At 59.3% G+C, this 17,354-nt stretch carries 16 protein-coding genes and 1 tRNA gene; 3 read left to right on the top strand and 14 right to left on the bottom strand.

The genetic code is table 11. The features are described 5' to 3' along the window. The 7 genes from VFW72_RS02285 to VFW72_RS02255 form a co-directional block, all read right to left on the bottom strand. On the bottom strand, positions 1 to 936 hold the full coding sequence (locus VFW72_RS02285; RefSeq protein ID WP_329672637.1) for an SDR family oxidoreductase: 936 nt from the start codon (positions 934 to 936) through the stop codon (positions 1 to 3). 50 nt (positions 937 to 986) lie between these two features. Beyond that, positions 987 to 1,268 carry a Dabb family protein gene (locus tag VFW72_RS02280; RefSeq protein ID WP_329672636.1) on the bottom strand — a complete coding sequence of 94 codons (282 nt, stop codon included), beginning with the start codon at positions 1,266 to 1,268 and terminating at the stop codon, positions 987 to 989. 12 nt (positions 1,269 to 1,280) lie between these two features. Next, positions 1,281 to 3,146 carry an acyl-CoA dehydrogenase gene (locus VFW72_RS02275; RefSeq protein WP_329672635.1) on the bottom strand — a complete coding sequence of 622 codons (1,866 nt, stop codon included), beginning with the start codon at positions 3,144 to 3,146 and terminating at the stop codon, positions 1,281 to 1,283. 42 nt (positions 3,147 to 3,188) lie between these two features. Beyond that, positions 3,189 to 3,968 (bottom strand): crotonase/enoyl-CoA hydratase family protein, encoded by a 780-nt coding sequence (locus VFW72_RS02270; protein ID WP_329672634.1) that lies wholly within the window; start codon positions 3,966 to 3,968, stop codon positions 3,189 to 3,191. Positions 3,969 to 4,124: 156 nt separating this feature from the next. Beyond that, positions 4,125 to 6,230 (bottom strand): 3-hydroxyacyl-CoA dehydrogenase NAD-binding domain-containing protein, encoded by a 2,106-nt coding sequence (locus tag VFW72_RS02265; protein ID WP_329672633.1) that lies wholly within the window; start codon positions 6,228 to 6,230, stop codon positions 4,125 to 4,127. 195 nt (positions 6,231 to 6,425) lie between these two features. Beyond that, positions 6,426 to 8,057 carry a 3-(methylthio)propionyl-CoA ligase gene (locus VFW72_RS02260; protein ID WP_329672632.1) on the bottom strand — a complete coding sequence of 544 codons (1,632 nt, stop codon included), beginning with the start codon at positions 8,055 to 8,057 and terminating at the stop codon, positions 6,426 to 6,428. Between the two features lie 106 nt (positions 8,058 to 8,163). Next, positions 8,164 to 8,898 carry a nitroreductase gene (locus tag VFW72_RS02255; RefSeq protein ID WP_329672631.1) on the bottom strand — a complete coding sequence of 245 codons (735 nt, stop codon included), beginning with the start codon at positions 8,896 to 8,898 and terminating at the stop codon, positions 8,164 to 8,166. 211 nt (positions 8,899 to 9,109) lie between these two features. Between VFW72_RS02255 and VFW72_RS02250 the strand changes: the two genes are divergently transcribed. From VFW72_RS02250 to VFW72_RS02240, 3 genes are all read left to right on the top strand, one after another. Further along, positions 9,110 to 9,811 (top strand): TetR/AcrR family transcriptional regulator, encoded by a 702-nt coding sequence (locus tag VFW72_RS02250; RefSeq protein ID WP_329672630.1) that lies wholly within the window; start codon positions 9,110 to 9,112, stop codon positions 9,809 to 9,811. Positions 9,812 to 9,936: 125 nt separating this feature from the next. Next, complete coding sequence (locus tag VFW72_RS02245) at positions 9,937 to 10,590, top strand: protein-L-isoaspartate O-methyltransferase (protein ID WP_329672629.1); 654 nt, start codon at positions 9,937 to 9,939, stop codon at positions 10,588 to 10,590. Between the two features lie 26 nt (positions 10,591 to 10,616). After that, positions 10,617 to 12,020, top strand: coding sequence for a TolC family outer membrane protein (locus tag VFW72_RS02240; protein WP_329672628.1), 1,404 nt, complete (start codon positions 10,617 to 10,619; stop codon positions 12,018 to 12,020). Between the two features lie 83 nt (positions 12,021 to 12,103). On the opposite strand, the gene VFW72_RS02235 is transcribed toward VFW72_RS02240, so the two are convergent. From VFW72_RS02235 to petA, 7 genes are all read right to left on the bottom strand, one after another. Next, positions 12,104 to 12,733, bottom strand: a complete 630-nt coding sequence (locus VFW72_RS02235; RefSeq protein ID WP_329672627.1) for a DUF3617 domain-containing protein — start codon at positions 12,731 to 12,733, stop codon at positions 12,104 to 12,106. Between the two features lie 188 nt (positions 12,734 to 12,921). Next, positions 12,922 to 12,997, bottom strand: a tRNA-Thr gene (locus tag VFW72_RS02230). A 30-nt stretch (positions 12,998 to 13,027) separates the two neighbouring features. Further along, positions 13,028 to 13,621: a ClpXP protease specificity-enhancing factor gene (locus tag VFW72_RS02225; RefSeq protein WP_329672626.1), complete on the bottom strand. Its 594-nt coding sequence runs from the start codon at positions 13,619 to 13,621 to the stop codon at positions 13,028 to 13,030. Positions 13,622 to 13,639: 18 nt separating this feature from the next. Further along, entirely contained in the window at positions 13,640 to 14,254 is a 615-nt protein-coding gene (locus tag VFW72_RS02220) for a glutathione S-transferase N-terminal domain-containing protein (protein ID WP_290870182.1), read from the bottom strand. 132 nt (positions 14,255 to 14,386) lie between these two features. Continuing rightward, positions 14,387 to 15,154 carry a cytochrome c1 gene (locus VFW72_RS02215; RefSeq protein ID WP_329672625.1) on the bottom strand — a complete coding sequence of 256 codons (768 nt, stop codon included), beginning with the start codon at positions 15,152 to 15,154 and terminating at the stop codon, positions 14,387 to 14,389. Positions 15,155 to 15,173: 19 nt separating this feature from the next. After that, positions 15,174 to 16,574 carry a cytochrome bc complex cytochrome b subunit gene (locus VFW72_RS02210; RefSeq protein WP_329672624.1) on the bottom strand — a complete coding sequence of 467 codons (1,401 nt, stop codon included), beginning with the start codon at positions 16,572 to 16,574 and terminating at the stop codon, positions 15,174 to 15,176. 13 nt (positions 16,575 to 16,587) lie between these two features. After that, the gene (petA, locus tag VFW72_RS02205; protein WP_329672623.1) at positions 16,588 to 17,187 is read right to left on the bottom strand and encodes a ubiquinol-cytochrome c reductase iron-sulfur subunit; all 600 of its coding nucleotides are present in this window, start codon (positions 17,185 to 17,187) and stop codon (positions 16,588 to 16,590) included. Positions 17,188 to 17,354 lie beyond the last annotated feature (167 nt).

The following is a 17,354-nucleotide window of genomic DNA, read 5'->3' as shown; positions in this document are numbered from 1 at the left end:
TTATTTTTGCTGCGCAGTTTTCAGGCCGGCCTTCAGAGCCTCGCGCAACTGCTGTCCCAACTCGGGCTTGGCCGCAAACGGATCGCTGGGGTTACGACCCGAGACGATGTCATCCATGCGGGTCTTGACGATGGCCAGCGCCTCGGGGTGACTGTAGATGTAGAACTGCCCCTTCTCGATCGCGTCATAGACCATAGCCGCCACATCAGCTGCCGTCACCTTGCCTGACGTGACCGCCTTGGTGCTGGTCGCGTGAGCCACCATCTGGCTGACCGTGGGCTTGCTGTCGCTGCGCAGCTCGGCCGGGCGGTTCATGTGCGAGTTGTGAATGCTGGTGGGCACGAAGTACGGGCACAGCACCGAGCAATGAATCTGCTCTGACACCAAGGCCAGATCTTGATACAACGTTTCACTCAGGCTGACCACGGCGTGCTTGCTGACGTTGTAGGCGCCCATGTTCGGCGTGTTGACCAAGCCAGCCATCGAGGCCACGTTGACCATGTGCCCGCGCCAGTTGGCATCTTTCGAGGCCGCATCCAGCATGAGGGGCATGAAGTGGCGCATGCCATGGATCACACCCCACAGGTTCACGCCCAGAACCCATTCCCAATCGCGCTGCGAGTGTTCCCAGATCAAACCGCCATGAGCCACGCCCGCGTTGTTGATGACGATGTTGGGCGCGCCAAAGCGCTCCTGGCACATCTCGGCCAAGGCGTGCACGTCTTCAGAACGAGACACGTCGCCACGCAGGGCGGCCACCTGAACACCGGTTGCAGTCAGCTCGGCAGTGACCTTGTCGAGTGCTTCACGCTGCACATCGGTGATGACCAGGTTCAGGCCCTTGCTGGCGGCCAGACGCGCCAACTCGAGACCAAAGCCGCTGGCAGCCCCAGTGATCACGGCCGTCTGACCGGCTTCCAGTTTCAGGTAAGACATGTGTTTCTCCTGTTTAGACGAATATCGGAATGAATCGAACTGGCTGTTCGTCAGCAGTGGTAGTCGACCACGTGCCGCGTCGCAGCCATTTCTCGAATCTGTGCCACCACACCTTGATGGTGGGGATGGATCTGGTAAGACGCCAAGGTATCTGCATCCTCGAAGGTGGACACGAGCACGGCATCGCAATTGGCTTCCAGGCCATCGGTCTTGATGCCGACCTGAAACTCATGAATGCCAGGCACCAGGGTCTTGCAGGTATCGAGCAAGGCCTTGACCTTGGCGGCGTCTTCCGGACGCTTGAGCGTCCACATCACAATGTGTCGAATCATGTTGGCTTGGGTTCAGAACCACTCGGCTTGCATCTGGGCACAGGTCATGTCTCGTTGCGAGACCACCTTGAGCCAAGCGTCAATCCGCGGCAGTTCAAAACGATAGAAGTAGTCACAAGCTGCCAGTTTGCCCTGAAGCAAGTGCTCGTCATTTGGGCGGTTTCCACTAGCCTTCACCGCTTGCGCGGCCAAAGCCAGCTCCAACCAGATCCAGGCGAGCACGGTGTGACCAAAGGCTTGCAGATACGGTGTCGCATTGGCCAAAGCCTCCTCAGGCTTGGCGGTTGACCAGGCAGACTGCGTGGCATGTGCGATGGCGTTCAGCGCCTGGCCCAATGCCTTGGCATGCAGCGCCAAGCCCTCGACCCCGCTGGCCTTTTGAATGGTCTGCGTGATGCGCGCACCCAGTACGGCCAGAGCCTGACCCTTGTTCATGATTACCTTGCGGCCCAGCAGGTCCAGGCCCTGAATGCCATGCGTGCCTTCGTGGATCATGTTGAGGCGGTTGTCGCGCCAGTGCTGCTCCACCGGGAAGTCGCGGGTGTAGCCGTAGCCGCCCAAGACCTGAATGGCCAGACTGTTGGCTTCCAGTGCCCATTCGCTGGGCCAGCTCTTGGCAATGGGGGTGAGCAACTCCAGCAGCAAAGTGGCTTGCGCCTTGTCTTCGGGCGTGCCGGTTTGCTCTTCATCGACCAGGCTCGCGCAAATCAGCCCCAGGGCTAGGCCGCCTTCCGTGATGGCCTTTTGCGCCAGCAGCATGCGCTTCACATCGGTGTGCGCAATGATTGGAATTTGCGGGCTGGCCGCGTCTTTGCCGGCGGCCGTCATGGGGCGACCTTGTGGGCGCTGCTTGGCATAGTCCAGCGAGGCTTCATAGCCCGCGTAGCCCAGCATGGTGGCCCCCAGGCCCACCCCGATGCGCGCCTCGTTCATCAAGGTGAACATGGCTTGCAAACCGCGCCCTGGCTGGCCAATCAGGTAGCCAACAGCACCGGCTTTGCCGCGCACCTTGAAACGCCCCTCACCAAAATTCAGCAAGGTATTGACGGTGCCACGGAAACCGCATTTGTGGTTCAGGCCTGCCAGCGACACATCGTTGCGTTGATCGGTGATGCGGCCATCGGCCTCCACCAGCTTGCGTGGCACGATGAACAGCGAGATGCCCTTCACACCCGGGATGGTCTTGCCCGTTTCATCGGGAATCTTGGCCAGCACCAAGTGAACGATGTTCTCGCCCATTTCGTGTTCGCCGCCAGAGATCCACATCTTGTTGCCAGTCAGGCGGTAGCGTGGCCCCAGTGGGTCGTCTTGCCATGGCGCCAAGCCTGCATCGACTGAGTCATCGGGCACGGCCTTGGTCGCAATGTCTGACAAGCTGGAGCCCGCCTGGGGCTCGCTCAAACACATGGTGCCAAAAGTGCGCCCCTCAAAGCCCGGCTTGGCAAACACCTCGATCTGTTTGGGGGTGCCATGCGCAAGGATGGTGTTGGCATTGCCGCGGGTCAGCATCAAGTAACCCGACATGCCAATGCTGGCTTTGCAGAAGAAAGCACGCGAAGCCATGTCCACCACCGTGGGCAACTGCATGCCACCCACCTCGTGATCCATCGCCGCCGCCATCAAGCCCGTATCCCGAAAGGCATTGAGTGCCTGCTCGGTTTCAGCCGGCAAATGCACACGCTCGCCGTCGAATTCAGGCTCTTGCACGTCTACCAGGCGGTTGTAGGGGGCGAACTGCTCATCAGCCAGCTTCTGACTCAGGTCCAGCACCGCATCAAAAGTCTCGCGATTGTGCTCAGCATGGCGCGGACGCTGGCACAACTGCTCCACGTTCAGCCAGTCATAGAGCATGAAATCAAGGGTCGGACGCAAGCTCATGGTTTGAATCGATTGAATGGGTTGAACAACGCGGCAAGCCGATCAGCGGCCTTTGAACACGGCCTCTCGACGCTGCACGAAGGACATCACGCCTTCCATCGCGTCTTCACTCTTCATCACGGTCAGCATGTCGGTGAACAAGCATTCAACGGCGGCCTGCTCTCCCTCGGTCCACGCCAAGCGGGTGGACTTCAATACGTTTTGCACCCCCAAGGGGGCCGCCTTGGCGATCTTCTCTGCGATCTCGCGCGCCTTGTCCAGTTGCTGTCCAGCGGGCACCACTTCCTGCACCAGGCCCAGGCGATGGGCTTCCTGAGCCGACCACGGATCGCCCGTGAGCAAATAGCGCTGCGCATTGGCCCACCCCATTTGTTGCGGCAAGCGCAAGGTCGCGCCGCCACAGGGGAAGATGCCCCGCTTGACTTCCAGCATCGCAAATCGAGTGTCGTCTGCGGCCACACGCACCTCGGTGTTGAGCAAGATCTCCACCCCCCAGGTAAAGCAGTTGCCCTGCATGGCCATGACCACGGGCTTGCTATGGCGAGGGCCCTTCAAACCGAAGGGATCGACCTCACCCTCGCCCACACTGAACCCGTTGCCACCCGAGAAGATGGGGGCCCACTTGTCCAACTCGATGCCCGAGGTGAAGTGCTTGCCATCGGCATACAGCAGCCCCACGCGCAACTCGGGGTCGCGACTCAACTCGGCATAGGCGCGAGCCAGGTCTCGGTACATCTCGGGAGACAAGGCGTTGTGCTTGTCGGCACGATTCACCTTGATTTCCAGCACATGGCCGTTGCGGCGGGTTTCAATGAAGGACATGGGCACTCGCTGAGTCAGGTTGGTGACACGCCCGCTAATTTGACATGAATTCATGTCAAATTCAATCCATGGTGCCAAAAAAACAAAAAAGTCCGCATGACTTTTGCCATGCGGACTTCGAAAGAGTCGTATTCCGAGGGGGCGAGCCCCCTGCTGTTACTGCTTCACACCGGTAAAGGTCTTGCCCTCTGCGGCCAATTTCAGCAACAGCGGCGCGGGTTGCCAGAAGGCCTGATCATCGTTCGGGTTGGCTGCAAACTGCTTCATCTGCTCCACCACCTTGGGCAAACCGATCAGATCGGCGTACAGCATCGGGCCGCCCCAGACCAGCGGGAAGCCATAGCCGGTCAGGTACACCATGTCGATGTCTGATGCCTTGTTGGCGATGCCTTCTTCCAGAATCAAGGCCCCTTCGTTGACCATGGCCAGCACCAGGCGCCCCACGATCTCTTCGTCGCTGATGGCGCGTGCGGTGATGCCCTTGTCAGCGCGCACCTTGTCGATGGCGGCCTGCACTTCGGCAGAGGGCACGGGCTCGCGCTTGCCGGCTTCGTAGTCGTACCAGCCCTTGCCCACTTTCTGACCATAACGGCCCAGTTCGCAAATGGCATCACCCACCTTGCTGTAGATCACGTTGGGCTGCTCCACCGCACGGCGCTGGCGAATGGCAAAGCCAATGTCGTTGCCGGCCAGATCGCCCACACGGAAGGGCCCCATGGCAAAGCCAAAAGCCTCGGCGGCCTTGTCCACTTGCTGCACGGTCGCGCCCTCTTGCACCAGGAAGAAAGCCTGGCGGGTGTACTGCTCGAACATGCGGTTGCCAATGAAGCCATCGCACACGCCCGACACCACGGCCACCTTCTTGATCTTCTTGGCCACCTGCATGACGGTCGCCATCACATCCTTGGCGGTGTGCTTGCTGCGCACCACTTCCAGCAGGCGCATGACATTGGCGGGGCTGAAGAAGTGCAGGCCCACGACATCGCCGGGACGCTTCGTGACTTCGGCAATCTTGTCCACATCCAAGGTCGAGGTGTTCGACGCCAGAATGGCACCCGCCTTCATGACCTGGTCCAGCTTGGTGAAGACCTGCGACTTCACGCCAAAGTCTTCAAACACCGCTTCGATGACCATGTCGGCTTGGGCGATGTCGTCGTAGCTCAAGGTCGTCTTGAGCAAGGCCATGCGGGCTTCGTACTTGTCTTGGGCCAGCTTGCCCTTGGCGACCTGGGCTTCGTAGTTCTTGCGAATCACGCCCACGCCACGGTCAATGGCTTCTTGCTTCATTTCCAGCAAGGTCACCGGAATGCCGGCATTCAAGAAGCACATGGTGATGCCGCCCCCCATGGTGCCGGCGCCGATCACGGCCACCTGCTTGATGTCACGCACCGGGGTGTTGTCGGGCACATCTGGAATCTTGGCGGCTGCGCGCTCGCCAAAGAAGGCGTGCTGCATGGCCTTGGCCTGCGAGCCGACCATGATGTCCTTGAAGATCTCCAGCTCGCGGTCAATGCCCGCGTCAATGTCCATCTGGGTGGCCACTTCCACCGCGTCAATGCAACGCTGGGGCGAGACCAGCCCCTTGCGGGCCTTGGCCATGTCGGCACGGAATTGGTTGAACAGCCCGGCATCGGCCACGGGCTGCACAGGCAGATCGCGGATCAATGGCATCGGGCGCACGCCCGCCACTTCCTTGGCGAAGGCCACCGCGCCAGCCAGCAAGTCGCCGTCAATCAAGCGGTCAAACAGCTTCTGGCCAGGCACCTTGCACAACTTGTCGCTGGGCACCGAGGCCCCACTGGTGACCATCTGCAGGGTCATCTCCACAGGAATGACGCGAGGCATGCGCTGCGTACCACCGCCACCAGGAATCAGGCCAATGTTCACCTCAGGGAAAGACACTTGCACACCGGGCGCCACCACGCGGTAATGGCAGCCCAGCGCCAATTCCAGCCCCCCACCCATGACGACACCGTGGATGGCTGCCACCACCGGCTTGGTGCTGGCTTCAATGGCCTTGATCACGGCATGCAAACCCGGTGTGGCGAATGCCGCTGGGGTGTTGAACTCGCGAATGTCGGCACCGCCGCAAAACACCTTGCCTGAGCCCATCAACACGATGGACTGGACGCTGTCGTCTGCCAAAGCCTGCTTCAGGCTGTCGACAATGCCGGCGCGGGTGCTTTGCCCCAAACCGTTGACAGGGGGATTGGCCAGGGCAATGACGGCCACGCCGTCGTTCACGCTGTAGGTAGTGCTCATACAACTCTCACAAGATGTCAGACACCGGGCGACCCAGATGTCACGATACGACGCGATTGACGTTTCGCGTCATTTCTGAAAAGACGTATTGTAAGAATTATTAAGCAGACGTAACGATGCGTACGCCATTCCCGAGTCCAGCACATGACAATCCGGGGGCGTGTCCCCAACCCCCGGCGCTGGCCCCAAGGCCCGTCAGACAGTGGGCAATGTATGGTCTTTGAACTGTTCGCGCAGACCCAATTTGTAGATCTTGCCGGTCGCCGTGTGGGGAATTTCGGTCACGAACACCACGTCGTCCGGCGTTTGCCACTTGGGAATCTTGCCGTCATAGAAGGCAATCAGCTCCTCGCGAGTGACCTCGGCACCCGGCTTCTTGACCACCACCAGCAAAGGGCGCTCGTCCCATTTCGGGTGGAAGGCGGCGATCGCCGCCGCTTCGTGCACGGCGGGATGAGCCATCGCCACATTCTCCAGGTCGATCGAGCTGATCCACTCCCCGCCGGACTTGATCACGTCCTTGCTGCGATCGGTGATCTGCATGTAGCCATCCGGGTCAATGGTGGCAACGTCTCCTGTGGGAAACCAGCCATCATGAAGCGGTGACTTGTCGACATTGAAATAGCTGTTGATGACCCAGTGACCTCGCACCTCCAGGTCGCCTGACGTTTTGCCATCCCAGGGCAGCACCTCGCCTTCGGCGTTAACGATGCGCATGTCGATGCCGTAAATGGACTTGCCCTGCTTTTCCAGCACCTTGCGTTTTTGCTCGATGGGCAGGTCACGGTGCTTGGTCTTCAAGCGGCTCAAGGTGCCGATCGGCGACAACTCGGTCATACCCCAGGCGTGCACCACTTCAACGTCGTAGTCACTTTCAAAGGTGCGAATCATGGCGGGCGGACAGGCTGCCCCGCCGATCACCGTAGACCGGAAACTGGAGAATTTCAGGTTGTTGGCCTTGACGTGATTCAACAAACCCAACCAGATAGTGGGCACGCCGGCACTCATGGTCACCTGCTCTTCTTCAAACAGGTTGTACAAGGAAGCGCCGTCCAGGTGGTGGCCAGGGAAAACCAACTTGCACCCCACCAGGGCCGCTGCATACGGAATGCCCCAGGCATTGACGTGGAACATGGGCACCACCGGCAAGATGGTGTCAGTGGCCTTGATGCACATGGCGTCCGGCATCGCTGCCGCAAACGCGTGCAGCACCGTGGAGCGGTGGGTATACACCGCTCCCTTGGGGTTGCCTGTCGTACCCGAGGTGTAGCAGATCGATGCCGCAGCGTTCTCATCAAAGGTGGGCCAGATGTACTGTCCATCTTCAGCAGCAATCAGGTCTTCGTAGCACAGCAAACCCGAAATGGGGCTGGACGCGGGCATGTGCTCACGCCCCGCCATCAGCACCACCGCTTTCACGGTAGGCAAACTGCCAATCAACTTCTCAACCAGAGGCAACAGGTTGATGTCAACAAACAGCACCTTGTCTTGCGCATCGTTGATGATCCAGGCAATTTGCTGAGGAAACAGACGCGGGTTCACGGTGTGGCACACCAACTGCGAGCCCGATGTCCCGTAGTACACCTCCAGGTGTCGATATCCGTTCCAGGCCAAGGTGCCGACTCGGTCACCCGGCTGACACCCCAATCGCGCCAGCGCCTGCGCCAGCTTGCGTGAACGCAACTCGACCTCAGCCCAGGTCGTGCGGTGCATGTCCCCTTCCACGCGCTTGGACACCACCTCGACATCGCCATTGTGGCGAGCCGCGTGCGTCAGCAGCGAAGAAATCATCAAGGGCATGTTCATCATCTGGCCCATCAGGCTCATTCTTGTCTCCTCAGATACTCTGCTCATTCATCGGCCAGACTCGGAAGCAGCTCAACAGGCGCATCCGCTGGCACCAGCACTCAAACGCGATTCAGTCAGTAGCGGCTCAATCGCGAAACGTGGCAAAGCCAGAAACAGGCTCACGTTCCGTCAACAAGGTGTTTTCAATCGCATCAGGGTCGGCATAACCCAATGCCATGCTGGCCACCACCATCTCACGGGTCTTGTCCAAGCCCAAGTGCGCCTCCAGCACGTCGTGGAAATGATTGAACGCAGCCTGTGGGCAGGTGTCGAGCCCTCGAGCCCGTGCGGCCACCATGATGTTTTGCAGGAACATGCCGTAATCAAGCCAACTGCCGCGCCCCATGACCCGGTCAATCGTGAACACCATGCCCACGGGCGCATCAAAGTAGGTGAAGTTGCGCCCCTGCTGCTCGTGCATCCGAACCTTGTCCCCTTTGGCAATGTTCAGCAGGCCATACAGATCCCACCCCACTTTGCGACGGCGATCGATGTAGGGCGACACCCATTCCCTGGGGTAGTAGTCGTACTCTTCCCCATGCTGAGCTTGCTGGCTGGGGTCATTGTGAATCGCCATGATCTTGTCGACCAGGGTTTGCCGACTCTCCCCCGTCAGCACATGCACCTTCCAGGGTTGCGTGTTCGTACCCGAAGGCGCACGCGATGCCACTCGCAGAATGTCTTCAATATCAGACCGAGGAACGGGGGTTGGCAAAAAGCGGCGAATCGAGCGGCGAGAGGTGATGGCGCGATCCACCGTGGCAATGCCCTCCGGTGTGATCAGGTCGGGTTCACGCGGGCAGGATGGAGAAGCGTTCATGCTGAATCGACGAAAAATGGAAAAGTGATCGACTCATTATTCACGACGCAGTTCAGATTGTGACAACGCCACACTTCAGTTTTACCCTCATACAACACCCCCACCCGGTGATCCCTGCACGCAACAGATATACCCATTGGGGTATATTGACCCTCTGGAGCACTCGCTGTACATTACTGACTCACGAGTCAGTTAAATCACGATCATCGCCGTGAGCACCCACGCCCTCGACGCCCCATCTACATGCCCGCTACAGCAGCTGGTCCGTCGTCGCCGAAAAGTGGCGCGCCCCCAGGAATTGCTGGAAGCAGCCCTCACCCTTTTCGTTGAAAAGGGTTTCGCTGCCACACGCGCAGAGGAAGTCGCACGCCTGGCCGGGGTCTCCAAGGGCACCCTTTATCTTTACTACCCCAGCAAAGACGAGCTGTTCAAAGCCGTGGTGCGCACCTACCTCGGGCAGTTCATCGTTGAAAGTGCCGATCTGGTCGACCAGCACGAGGGTTCCGCCGCAGAACTGCTGCAGGATCTCGCAAAGACCTGGTGGTCTCGCGTGGGGCAATCCCAAGCGGCCGGCATCATCAAACTGATCGTGGCCGAAGCGGCCAATTTCCCCGACCTCGCTCAGTTCTATATGGACGAGGTCGTCGCCCCCTGCCATGCGCTGCTGGGCCGCGCCGTGCAACGAGGCATCGACCGGGGTGAATTTCGCCCCATGGACGTCTCCTCTGTCGTCATGGCGCTGGTCGCCCCAGTCCAGTTTCTCGTGCTCTATCAACAGTGTGCCGCCGCCTGTACCGTCACGCCTGTGCCGATGGAGCCCGACCTGTTCATCCGAACCCAGATCGAACTGCTTCTCCGAGGCCTTGAAGTCCGACCGGATGCCAACCTTGGCCCCTCAGGCGCTGCGGCCTGATCTGAGTCAGCTCCACCCCAATAGATCACGCACAAACAACACGCAAAAACAGTCGCAGGCAGCCGAAGCCCTTCCAGCTCCCTAAAATCCCGTTTTTGCCTCTCTGTACTGTCAAGGACGCCAGCATGAACATCGAACAAGCCCGCTTCAACATGATCGAACAACAGATTCGCCCCTGGGACGTTCTGGACACCTCGATCCTGGCGCTGCTGTCGGCCGTGCGCCGCGAAGACTTCGTTCCTGCAGCACACCGCAGCCTGGCCTTCATGGACCTGGAGCTGCCCCTGGAGAACGGCGGCAGTCTGCTGGCTCCTCGCGTCGAAGCCCGCCTGGTTCAAGATCTGAACCTCAACAAACACGACTCGGTGTTGCAGATTGGGGTGGGCACCGGCTACATCACCGCTTTGCTGGCGCACAAGGCCCAGCGTGTCACCGCACTCGATGCCCGCGCCGACCTCGTCGAGATCTCGCGACAGAACCTGCGCAAGGCAGGTATTTCGAACGCCGACGTTCAACAGGGCGACGGCACCCAAGGCCTGCTGGGCCAGGCTCCATTTGACGCCATCTTGCTGGCTGGATCAGTGCAAAGCGTGCCGAAAGCTTTGCTGGACCAACTCAAGATCGGTGGCCGACTGCTGGCCATTGTCGGCAATGAACCCGTCATGCAAGCCACACTGATCACCCGCACGGGCGACAAGCAATTCGAACAACAAGAATTGTTTGACACCGTCGCGCCTCGTCTGCCTGGTTTTGCCACGCAAAACCGCTTCACCTTCTGATTTCCGAAACCGGAAAAGGACCCTTCATGCTGAACTGGCTCCCCTCCCGTGCCTCCCGCCCCGTCCGCAGTCAACGCCCAGCCTTGCGGCCACTGCTGACGGCGGCCGCTTGCGCGGCCCTGCTTCAGGGCGCCTCCGCCGTTCATGCTGAAGGGCTCGTTGAGTTGTATCAAGCGGCCAAGGCCTACGACGCTAGCTACCTGGCAGCCAAAGCACAAGCCGAATCCGTTGGATACAAGGCCGATCAAGCGCGATCGACCTGGCTGCCCCAAGTAGGCGCACAAGCCTCGCTGACACGCAGCGAAATCGACTCATCGGTAAGCCAGGTCCCCACGGTCAGCGGCACCACCCGCAAGATCGGCATTCAGGCGCGCCAAGCGCTGCTGAACAAAACGAATTGGGACACCATCAGCCAAGCCGACCAAGCCGTGATCGCGGCCGAGGCTGACCTGCAAATGGCCGAAGACGACCTGGTCGTCCGCCTGACCCAAGCCTACTTCGGCGTGCTGTCTGCGCAAGACATGCTCACTACGGCCCAAGCCAACAAAAAGGCTCTGGCTGAACAGTTGGCTGCGGCCAAACGCAGCTTCGAGGTGGGCAACGCCACCATCACCGACACCCGGGAAGCACAAGCCCGCTTTGACCTCGCCACAGCGCAGGAAATTGCTGCCACCAACGATCTCAACGTCAAGCGCATCGCGCTGGACCAGCTCGTCGGGCGCAACGGCGTTCAGCCTGATCCACTTCAAACTCCCGTCAACCTCAGCCAACTTGATCCCGGCCAGGTAGACGACTGGGTGAACCAATCAAGCAACGCCGCCATCGTTCGCAAAGCCAACGCAGGCCGTGAGGCTGCACGCCTGGAAACCAGCAAGGCTCGCGACGGTCACCTGCCCACGCTTGACCTGACAGCCTCCGTCGGCAACACCCACCTGTCGGGATACAAAGTCGCCGGAACCAACACCCAGTCCCAGATTTCCATGGGCGCAGGCACAGCCAAGGCCATCGGCCTCGAATTGAACGTGCCACTGTTCGCCGGCTTTGCAGTTCAAAATCGGGTCAAGGAAACCTTGGTGCTCGAAAACAAGGCCGAGAGTGATCTGGATAACGCCAAACGCAGCGTGGCCCTCGGCACCCGCCAGGCCTTCGCTGGCGTTCAATCCGGCCTGGCTCAAGTCAAGGCATACGAGGCAGCTGAAGCATCGGCCAAACTGGCCCTTGAGGCCACACAGTTGGGCTATCGCGTGGGCGTGCGCATCAACAAAGACGTGCTGGACGCGCAAACTCAGGTCGCCGCCACCCAGCGAGATCTCTACAAAGCTCGCTACGACGTGATTCTGGCCACCGTGAAACTGCGTCAGGCCAGCGGCACACTCAAGGCAGAAGACCTGGGCAACCTGAATAAGCTGCTGGCTACACCGGCCAAGTAATTCTTAGAGGTTGCCCCTCCTGGGCGGCTGGCATCGACGCCTGCCGCCACCTGCGTGGCAGTCGATCCTGTTCTGCCCCGCCTTCAAGGCTCGGTGTGGGTGTCCTCGCCTGCATCACCCTCGTCATCGGCCGCACCACCCAATAGCCCATCCTCCAAGCCCTTGGGTACAGCCCGGCAGTCAGCGGCAATCCATTTGCCCATCTGTTTGCTCACCGATGTCATGGCATAGCCGCCAATGGTGCCGGTCATCCGGGTCTCCATGCGCCAATCAGTCTTGCCCGTCAAACTGAGTTCGCCCTCCACATCACCAACTGTTGGCCCCAAGCCAGGGTTGGGCAAGTCACAGCGCCCCTTGAAGCGCACATGACCGGGGGTGGACTGCACGCTACTCAAGGCGCAGCCTTGGCGCCCTGCCGCTGACAAGAACGCATTCAAGTCATAGCTGCTCGCTGTGACACACATCGTGCCGGGCTGCCAACCGGCAGGCAATCCATGGGCGGACATGGCCTTGGTGATTTGACTTTTCTGCTCCGCACTCAAGGCGCCGCGGATGTCGAGCAGGGTGGGCAATCTCTTGCCGTTGATGGTCGTCTCGCTTGCCCCCACCCACAAACCAGGCTGTACCGCGACCGACGTTGCGGCGTGCGCGACCTGCACACCCAAGCCAAACAATACCGATAGCCCGACATAGGCTTTTTTAGCTTGCCACATACATGCTCCCTCTTTCACTAGTCACTTTTTAGGAGCTTCATTCAACGCAAGCCACAGCCTGCCAGATGACCAAGACGCTGTAACAGTGTGTCCCCAACGACACGAGGCGAGACTCAGCCCCACCTGACAAGATGCACCTCCGAGCCAACAAAAAAGCCTCCAGACTTTCGTCTGGAGGCTTGAATGTTTGGTGCCGGCTGTCGGATTCGAACTGACGACCTACCGCTTACAAGGCGGTTGCTCTACCAACTGAGCTAAGCCGGCACGCAAGGCTGAAATTCTACAACGATATCTTCACTTGATTCGACGCAAGGTCGGGCGACCGTTGTTAGGAGGCGGCACCTCGGGAGGACCTTGGTCATCCCCATCGGTGGCCTCACTGAGCTTGGTCTGGCTAGAGGCCGCACCACTTTTCTCAGTCGCTGCCTCGGGCGCGCTCGTTCCCGCCTCGTCCTTCGCTGCGCGAGCCAGTCTCAAACCACCACCACGAGATTCGGGCGCAGCTGGAGTGGCAGCGGCGTCGCCGTCATCCGAATCAGCCGCAGACAGGACAGAAGGAACCGGGAACGCCATGCCTTGACCGTTTTCACGGGCGTAGATGGCAATGACATGATCGACCGGCACCACGATCTCACGTGCCACACCGCCGAAACGCGCCTTGAACTCGACGAACTCATTGCCCAACTGCAGCTGGCTTGTGGCCTCAAAGCTCACATTGAGAACGATTTCGTTGTTCTTGACGTATTCCTGCGGCACCTGCACGGAGCGATCCACGTACACCGCCAGGTAGGGCGTGAACCCATTGTCAGTACACCAGTCGTGCAAGGCACGAATGAGGTACGGGCGAGTAGAACTGCCTTGGCTATCTTGATCGATGGACGTGGTCATGGGCTGCCGGTTCGATACTTACTTGCGCATCACTTTTTCGGACGGCGTCAGCGCCTCAATGTAGGCCGGACGCGAGAAGATTCGCTCAGCATACTTCAACAAGGGCAGCGCATTCTTCGACAGCTCGATGCCGTAGTAATCCAGACGCCACAGCAAAGGAGCGATCGCCACGTCGAGCATGGAGAAGTCGTCACCCAGCATGTACTTGTTCTTGAGGAAGATCGGCGCGAGCTGGGTCAGACGATCGCGAATTTGCGAACGCGCCTTTTCCAGTTGCTTGTCGTTGGCTTTGACGCCACCACGGCCTTCCAGCGTGTTGACGTGGGCGAACAGTTCCTTTTCAAAATTGAGCAGGAACAAGCGTACGCGGGCACGTGCAACGGGGTCTCCGGGCATCAACTGAGGATGCGGAAAGCGCTCGTCGATGTATTCGTTGATGATGTGCGACTCATACAGAATCAGATCGCGTTCAACCAGGATTGGCACCTCGTTGTACGGATTCATCAGCGCGATGTCTTCGGGCTTGGCAAAGATGTCGACGTCACGGATTTCAAAATCCATGCCCTTTTCGAACAGCACAAAACGGCAACGATGCGAGTAGGGGCAGGTCGTTCCGGAGTAGAGCACCATCATGGCGGTGGATTCCTCACATCAAAAAAAGGAAGTGGCGCCGAGCACCACAAAACAACGAAGCGCAGCGCCGCCAGAAAGCGGAACACTGCGCCGTAGACGCCTCGCCACCTTGGGCAGCGAGGGCGTCACCGATTACTTCACGTCTTTCCAGTAGGCTGCATTCAAGCGCCAGGCGATGAAGAAGAAGCCGGCCAGGAAAATCAGCACGCCCACGCCCAGGCGGGTACGTTGAGTCTGCATGGGCTCGGCCATCCACTGCATGTAGGCCACTAGGTCAGCCACATTGCTGTCGAACTCTTGAGCCGACATCTTGCCGGGAGTCAGTTGCTCGAAACCGTCAAAGTGGTGAACCTTCTTGGAAGGATCATGCGGATCAGTCTCTTCCACGAACTTGGCGGCACGCTGACCTTGCAGTTCCCACAGCACGTGCGGCATACCGACGTTGGGGAACACGAGGTTGTTCCAGCCGGTAGGACGGGTTTCGTCACGGTAGAACGAACGCAGGTAGGTGTAGAGGTAATCTGCACCGGTACCGCTGTGGCTGGCGCGCGAACGGGCCACCAGGGTCAGGTCAGGAGGCACCGCCCCAAACCATTCCTTGGCGTCCTTCGAGTCCAGGGACACCTTCATGACCTCACCAACCTTGTCGGTGGGGAACAGCAGGTTGTCCTTGATCTGTTGCTCGGTCAGACCAATGTCTTTCAGGCGATTGAAACGCATGAAAGCCGCAGCGTGACAGTTCAGGCAGTAGTTGACGAACAGCTTGGCACCGTTTTGCAGCGCAGCCATGTCGGTGATGCGCTCTTTGGGGAACTTGTCGAGGACCAGATCACCGCCAGAGGCCTGGGCGCCCGACACCATGGCCAGGGCTGCCAACAGAGAAGCAAGAATTTTTTTCATGAAATGTCTCCTGCCTTGATCAGTGGGGCTTGAAGGTCACGCGCTCAGGCACTTGCTTGAACGAACCAACGCGGCTCCACCAGGGCATCAACAGGAAGAAACCGAAGTAGATCAAAGTGCCGACCTGGCTGACCTTTTCGCCCACGGGGGACGGAGGCTGCACGCCCAGGTAACCCAGGATCACGAAGTTCACAACGAACACCGCGTACACCAGGTTATGCCAGGTAGGACGATAGCGAATCGACTTCACTGGGCTCTTGTCGAGCCAAGGCAGGAAGACCAGGATCACGACGGCGCCGCCCATCACGGCCACACCCCAGAACTTGGCTTCGAAGATCTTCAGCAGACCGATCAGAACGGCTGCACCCACCAGGGCACCCATCTTGGTCTTGCCATCGCCAGAGCCCTTGACCAGATTCAGCACAGCAGCAAGGCCGATGAGAATGGCCAACACGTTCACCATCCAGTCGGTCGTGGCACGCAGCATCGAGTAGAAAGGCGTGAAGTACCAGACAGGGGCAATGTGAGGAGGCGTCTTGAAGGGGTCAGCAGGAATGAAGTTGTTGTACTCCAGGAAGTAACCGCCAAACTCGGGCATGAAGAAGATCACGGCCGAGAAGACGATCAGGAAGCCGACCACGCCCACGATGTCGTGCACCGAGTAGTAGGGGTGGAAAGGAATGCCATCCAGAGGGATGCCATTGGCGTCCTTCTTTTCCTTGATTTCAACACCATCGGGGTTGTTGGAACCCACTTCGTGCAGCGCAATGATGTGAGCCACGACCAAGCCCAACAGGACCAGGGGCACAGCAATCACGTGCAGCGAGAAGAAGCGGTTCAGGGTCGCATCGCCCACCACGAAGTCACCACGGATCAAGATCGCCAGGTCTGGGCCCACAAACGGCACAGCGGCGAACAAGTTGATGATCACTTGGGCGCCCCAGTAGGACATCTGGCCCCAAGGCAACAGATAACCCATGAAAGCTTCAGCCATCAGGCACAAGAAGATCAGGCAACCGAAGATCCAGACGAGTTCACGCGGAGTGCGATAAGAACCGTAGATCAGGCCACGATACATGTGCAGATACACCACCACGAAGAACGCCGAAGCGCCGGTGGAGTGCATGTAACGGATCAGCCAGCCCCACGGCACATCACGCATGATGTACTCGACCGAGGCGAAGGCCACAGCCGCATCGGGCTTGTAGTTCATGACCAGGAAAATGCCGGTCACGATCTGGATCACCAGCACCAACATGGCCAGCGAACCGAAGAAATACCAGAAGTTGAAGTTCTTCGGAGCGTAGTACTCGGACATGTGCTCCTTGTACATCTTCGTGGCCGGGAATCGATTGTCGATCCAGGTCATGAACTTCTCGCCTGCCGACGCTCCGGCCGGCGCTTGCTTGAATTCAGCCATTGTGTTTCTCCGATCAGGCCTTCTTGTCTTCACCAATCAGCAGCTTGGTCTCAGACAGGTACATGTGGGGAGGGATTTCCAGATTGTCTGGAGCGGGCTTGTTCTTGAACACGCGGCCAGCCAGATCGAAGGTGGAGCCGTGGCAAGGGCACAGGAAACCACCGGGCCAATCATCAGGCAGCGAAGCCTGAGGGCCAGACTGGAACTTGGACGAAGGCGAGCAGCCCAGGTGGGTACAGATGCCCACGGCCACCAACACATCAGGCTTGATGGAGCGATGGGTATTGCGGCAGTACTCAGGGGTCAGTTCGCTGGGCTTGCGCTCGGACTTGGGGTCAGCCAGCTGACCGTCGATCTTTTCCAAGGCAGCCAGTTGCTCTGGTGTGCGCTTGAGGATCCAAACGGGTTTGCCGCGCCATTCGACGGTCATCATCTCGCCCGGCTTGAGGGCGCTGATATCAGCCTCGACAGCAGCACCAGCTGCGCGAGCACGTTCGGAAGGTTGGAAGGTCGAAACGAAGGGGATCGCAGTGGCCACGCCACCCACGCCACCGGCGGCGCAGGCCATGGTCACCCAAGTCCGACGGCTTTGATCCACTGGCTGATTGCTCATGGTTATCCTCGAGGACGATGACATTAGATTAGGGTCAACCTGAGATTCTAACGGACGACTGGCTGCCCGCTGAACTGAAGTAGCGCAAGGCGGCCGAGATCCGACCACTTTTTTTCTATGGCTTTTCTGCAACACCCGGAAACACTCCGATCTTTTCAGGCTCCCGC

It is taken from the genome of Aquabacterium sp. (genome assembly GCF_036273115.1).
Classification (GTDB): domain Bacteria; phylum Pseudomonadota; class Gammaproteobacteria; order Burkholderiales; family Burkholderiaceae_C; genus Aquabacterium.
The sequence above is the reverse complement of the archived record's forward strand: the minus strand, read 5'-3'. Positions and strand labels throughout refer to the sequence as shown.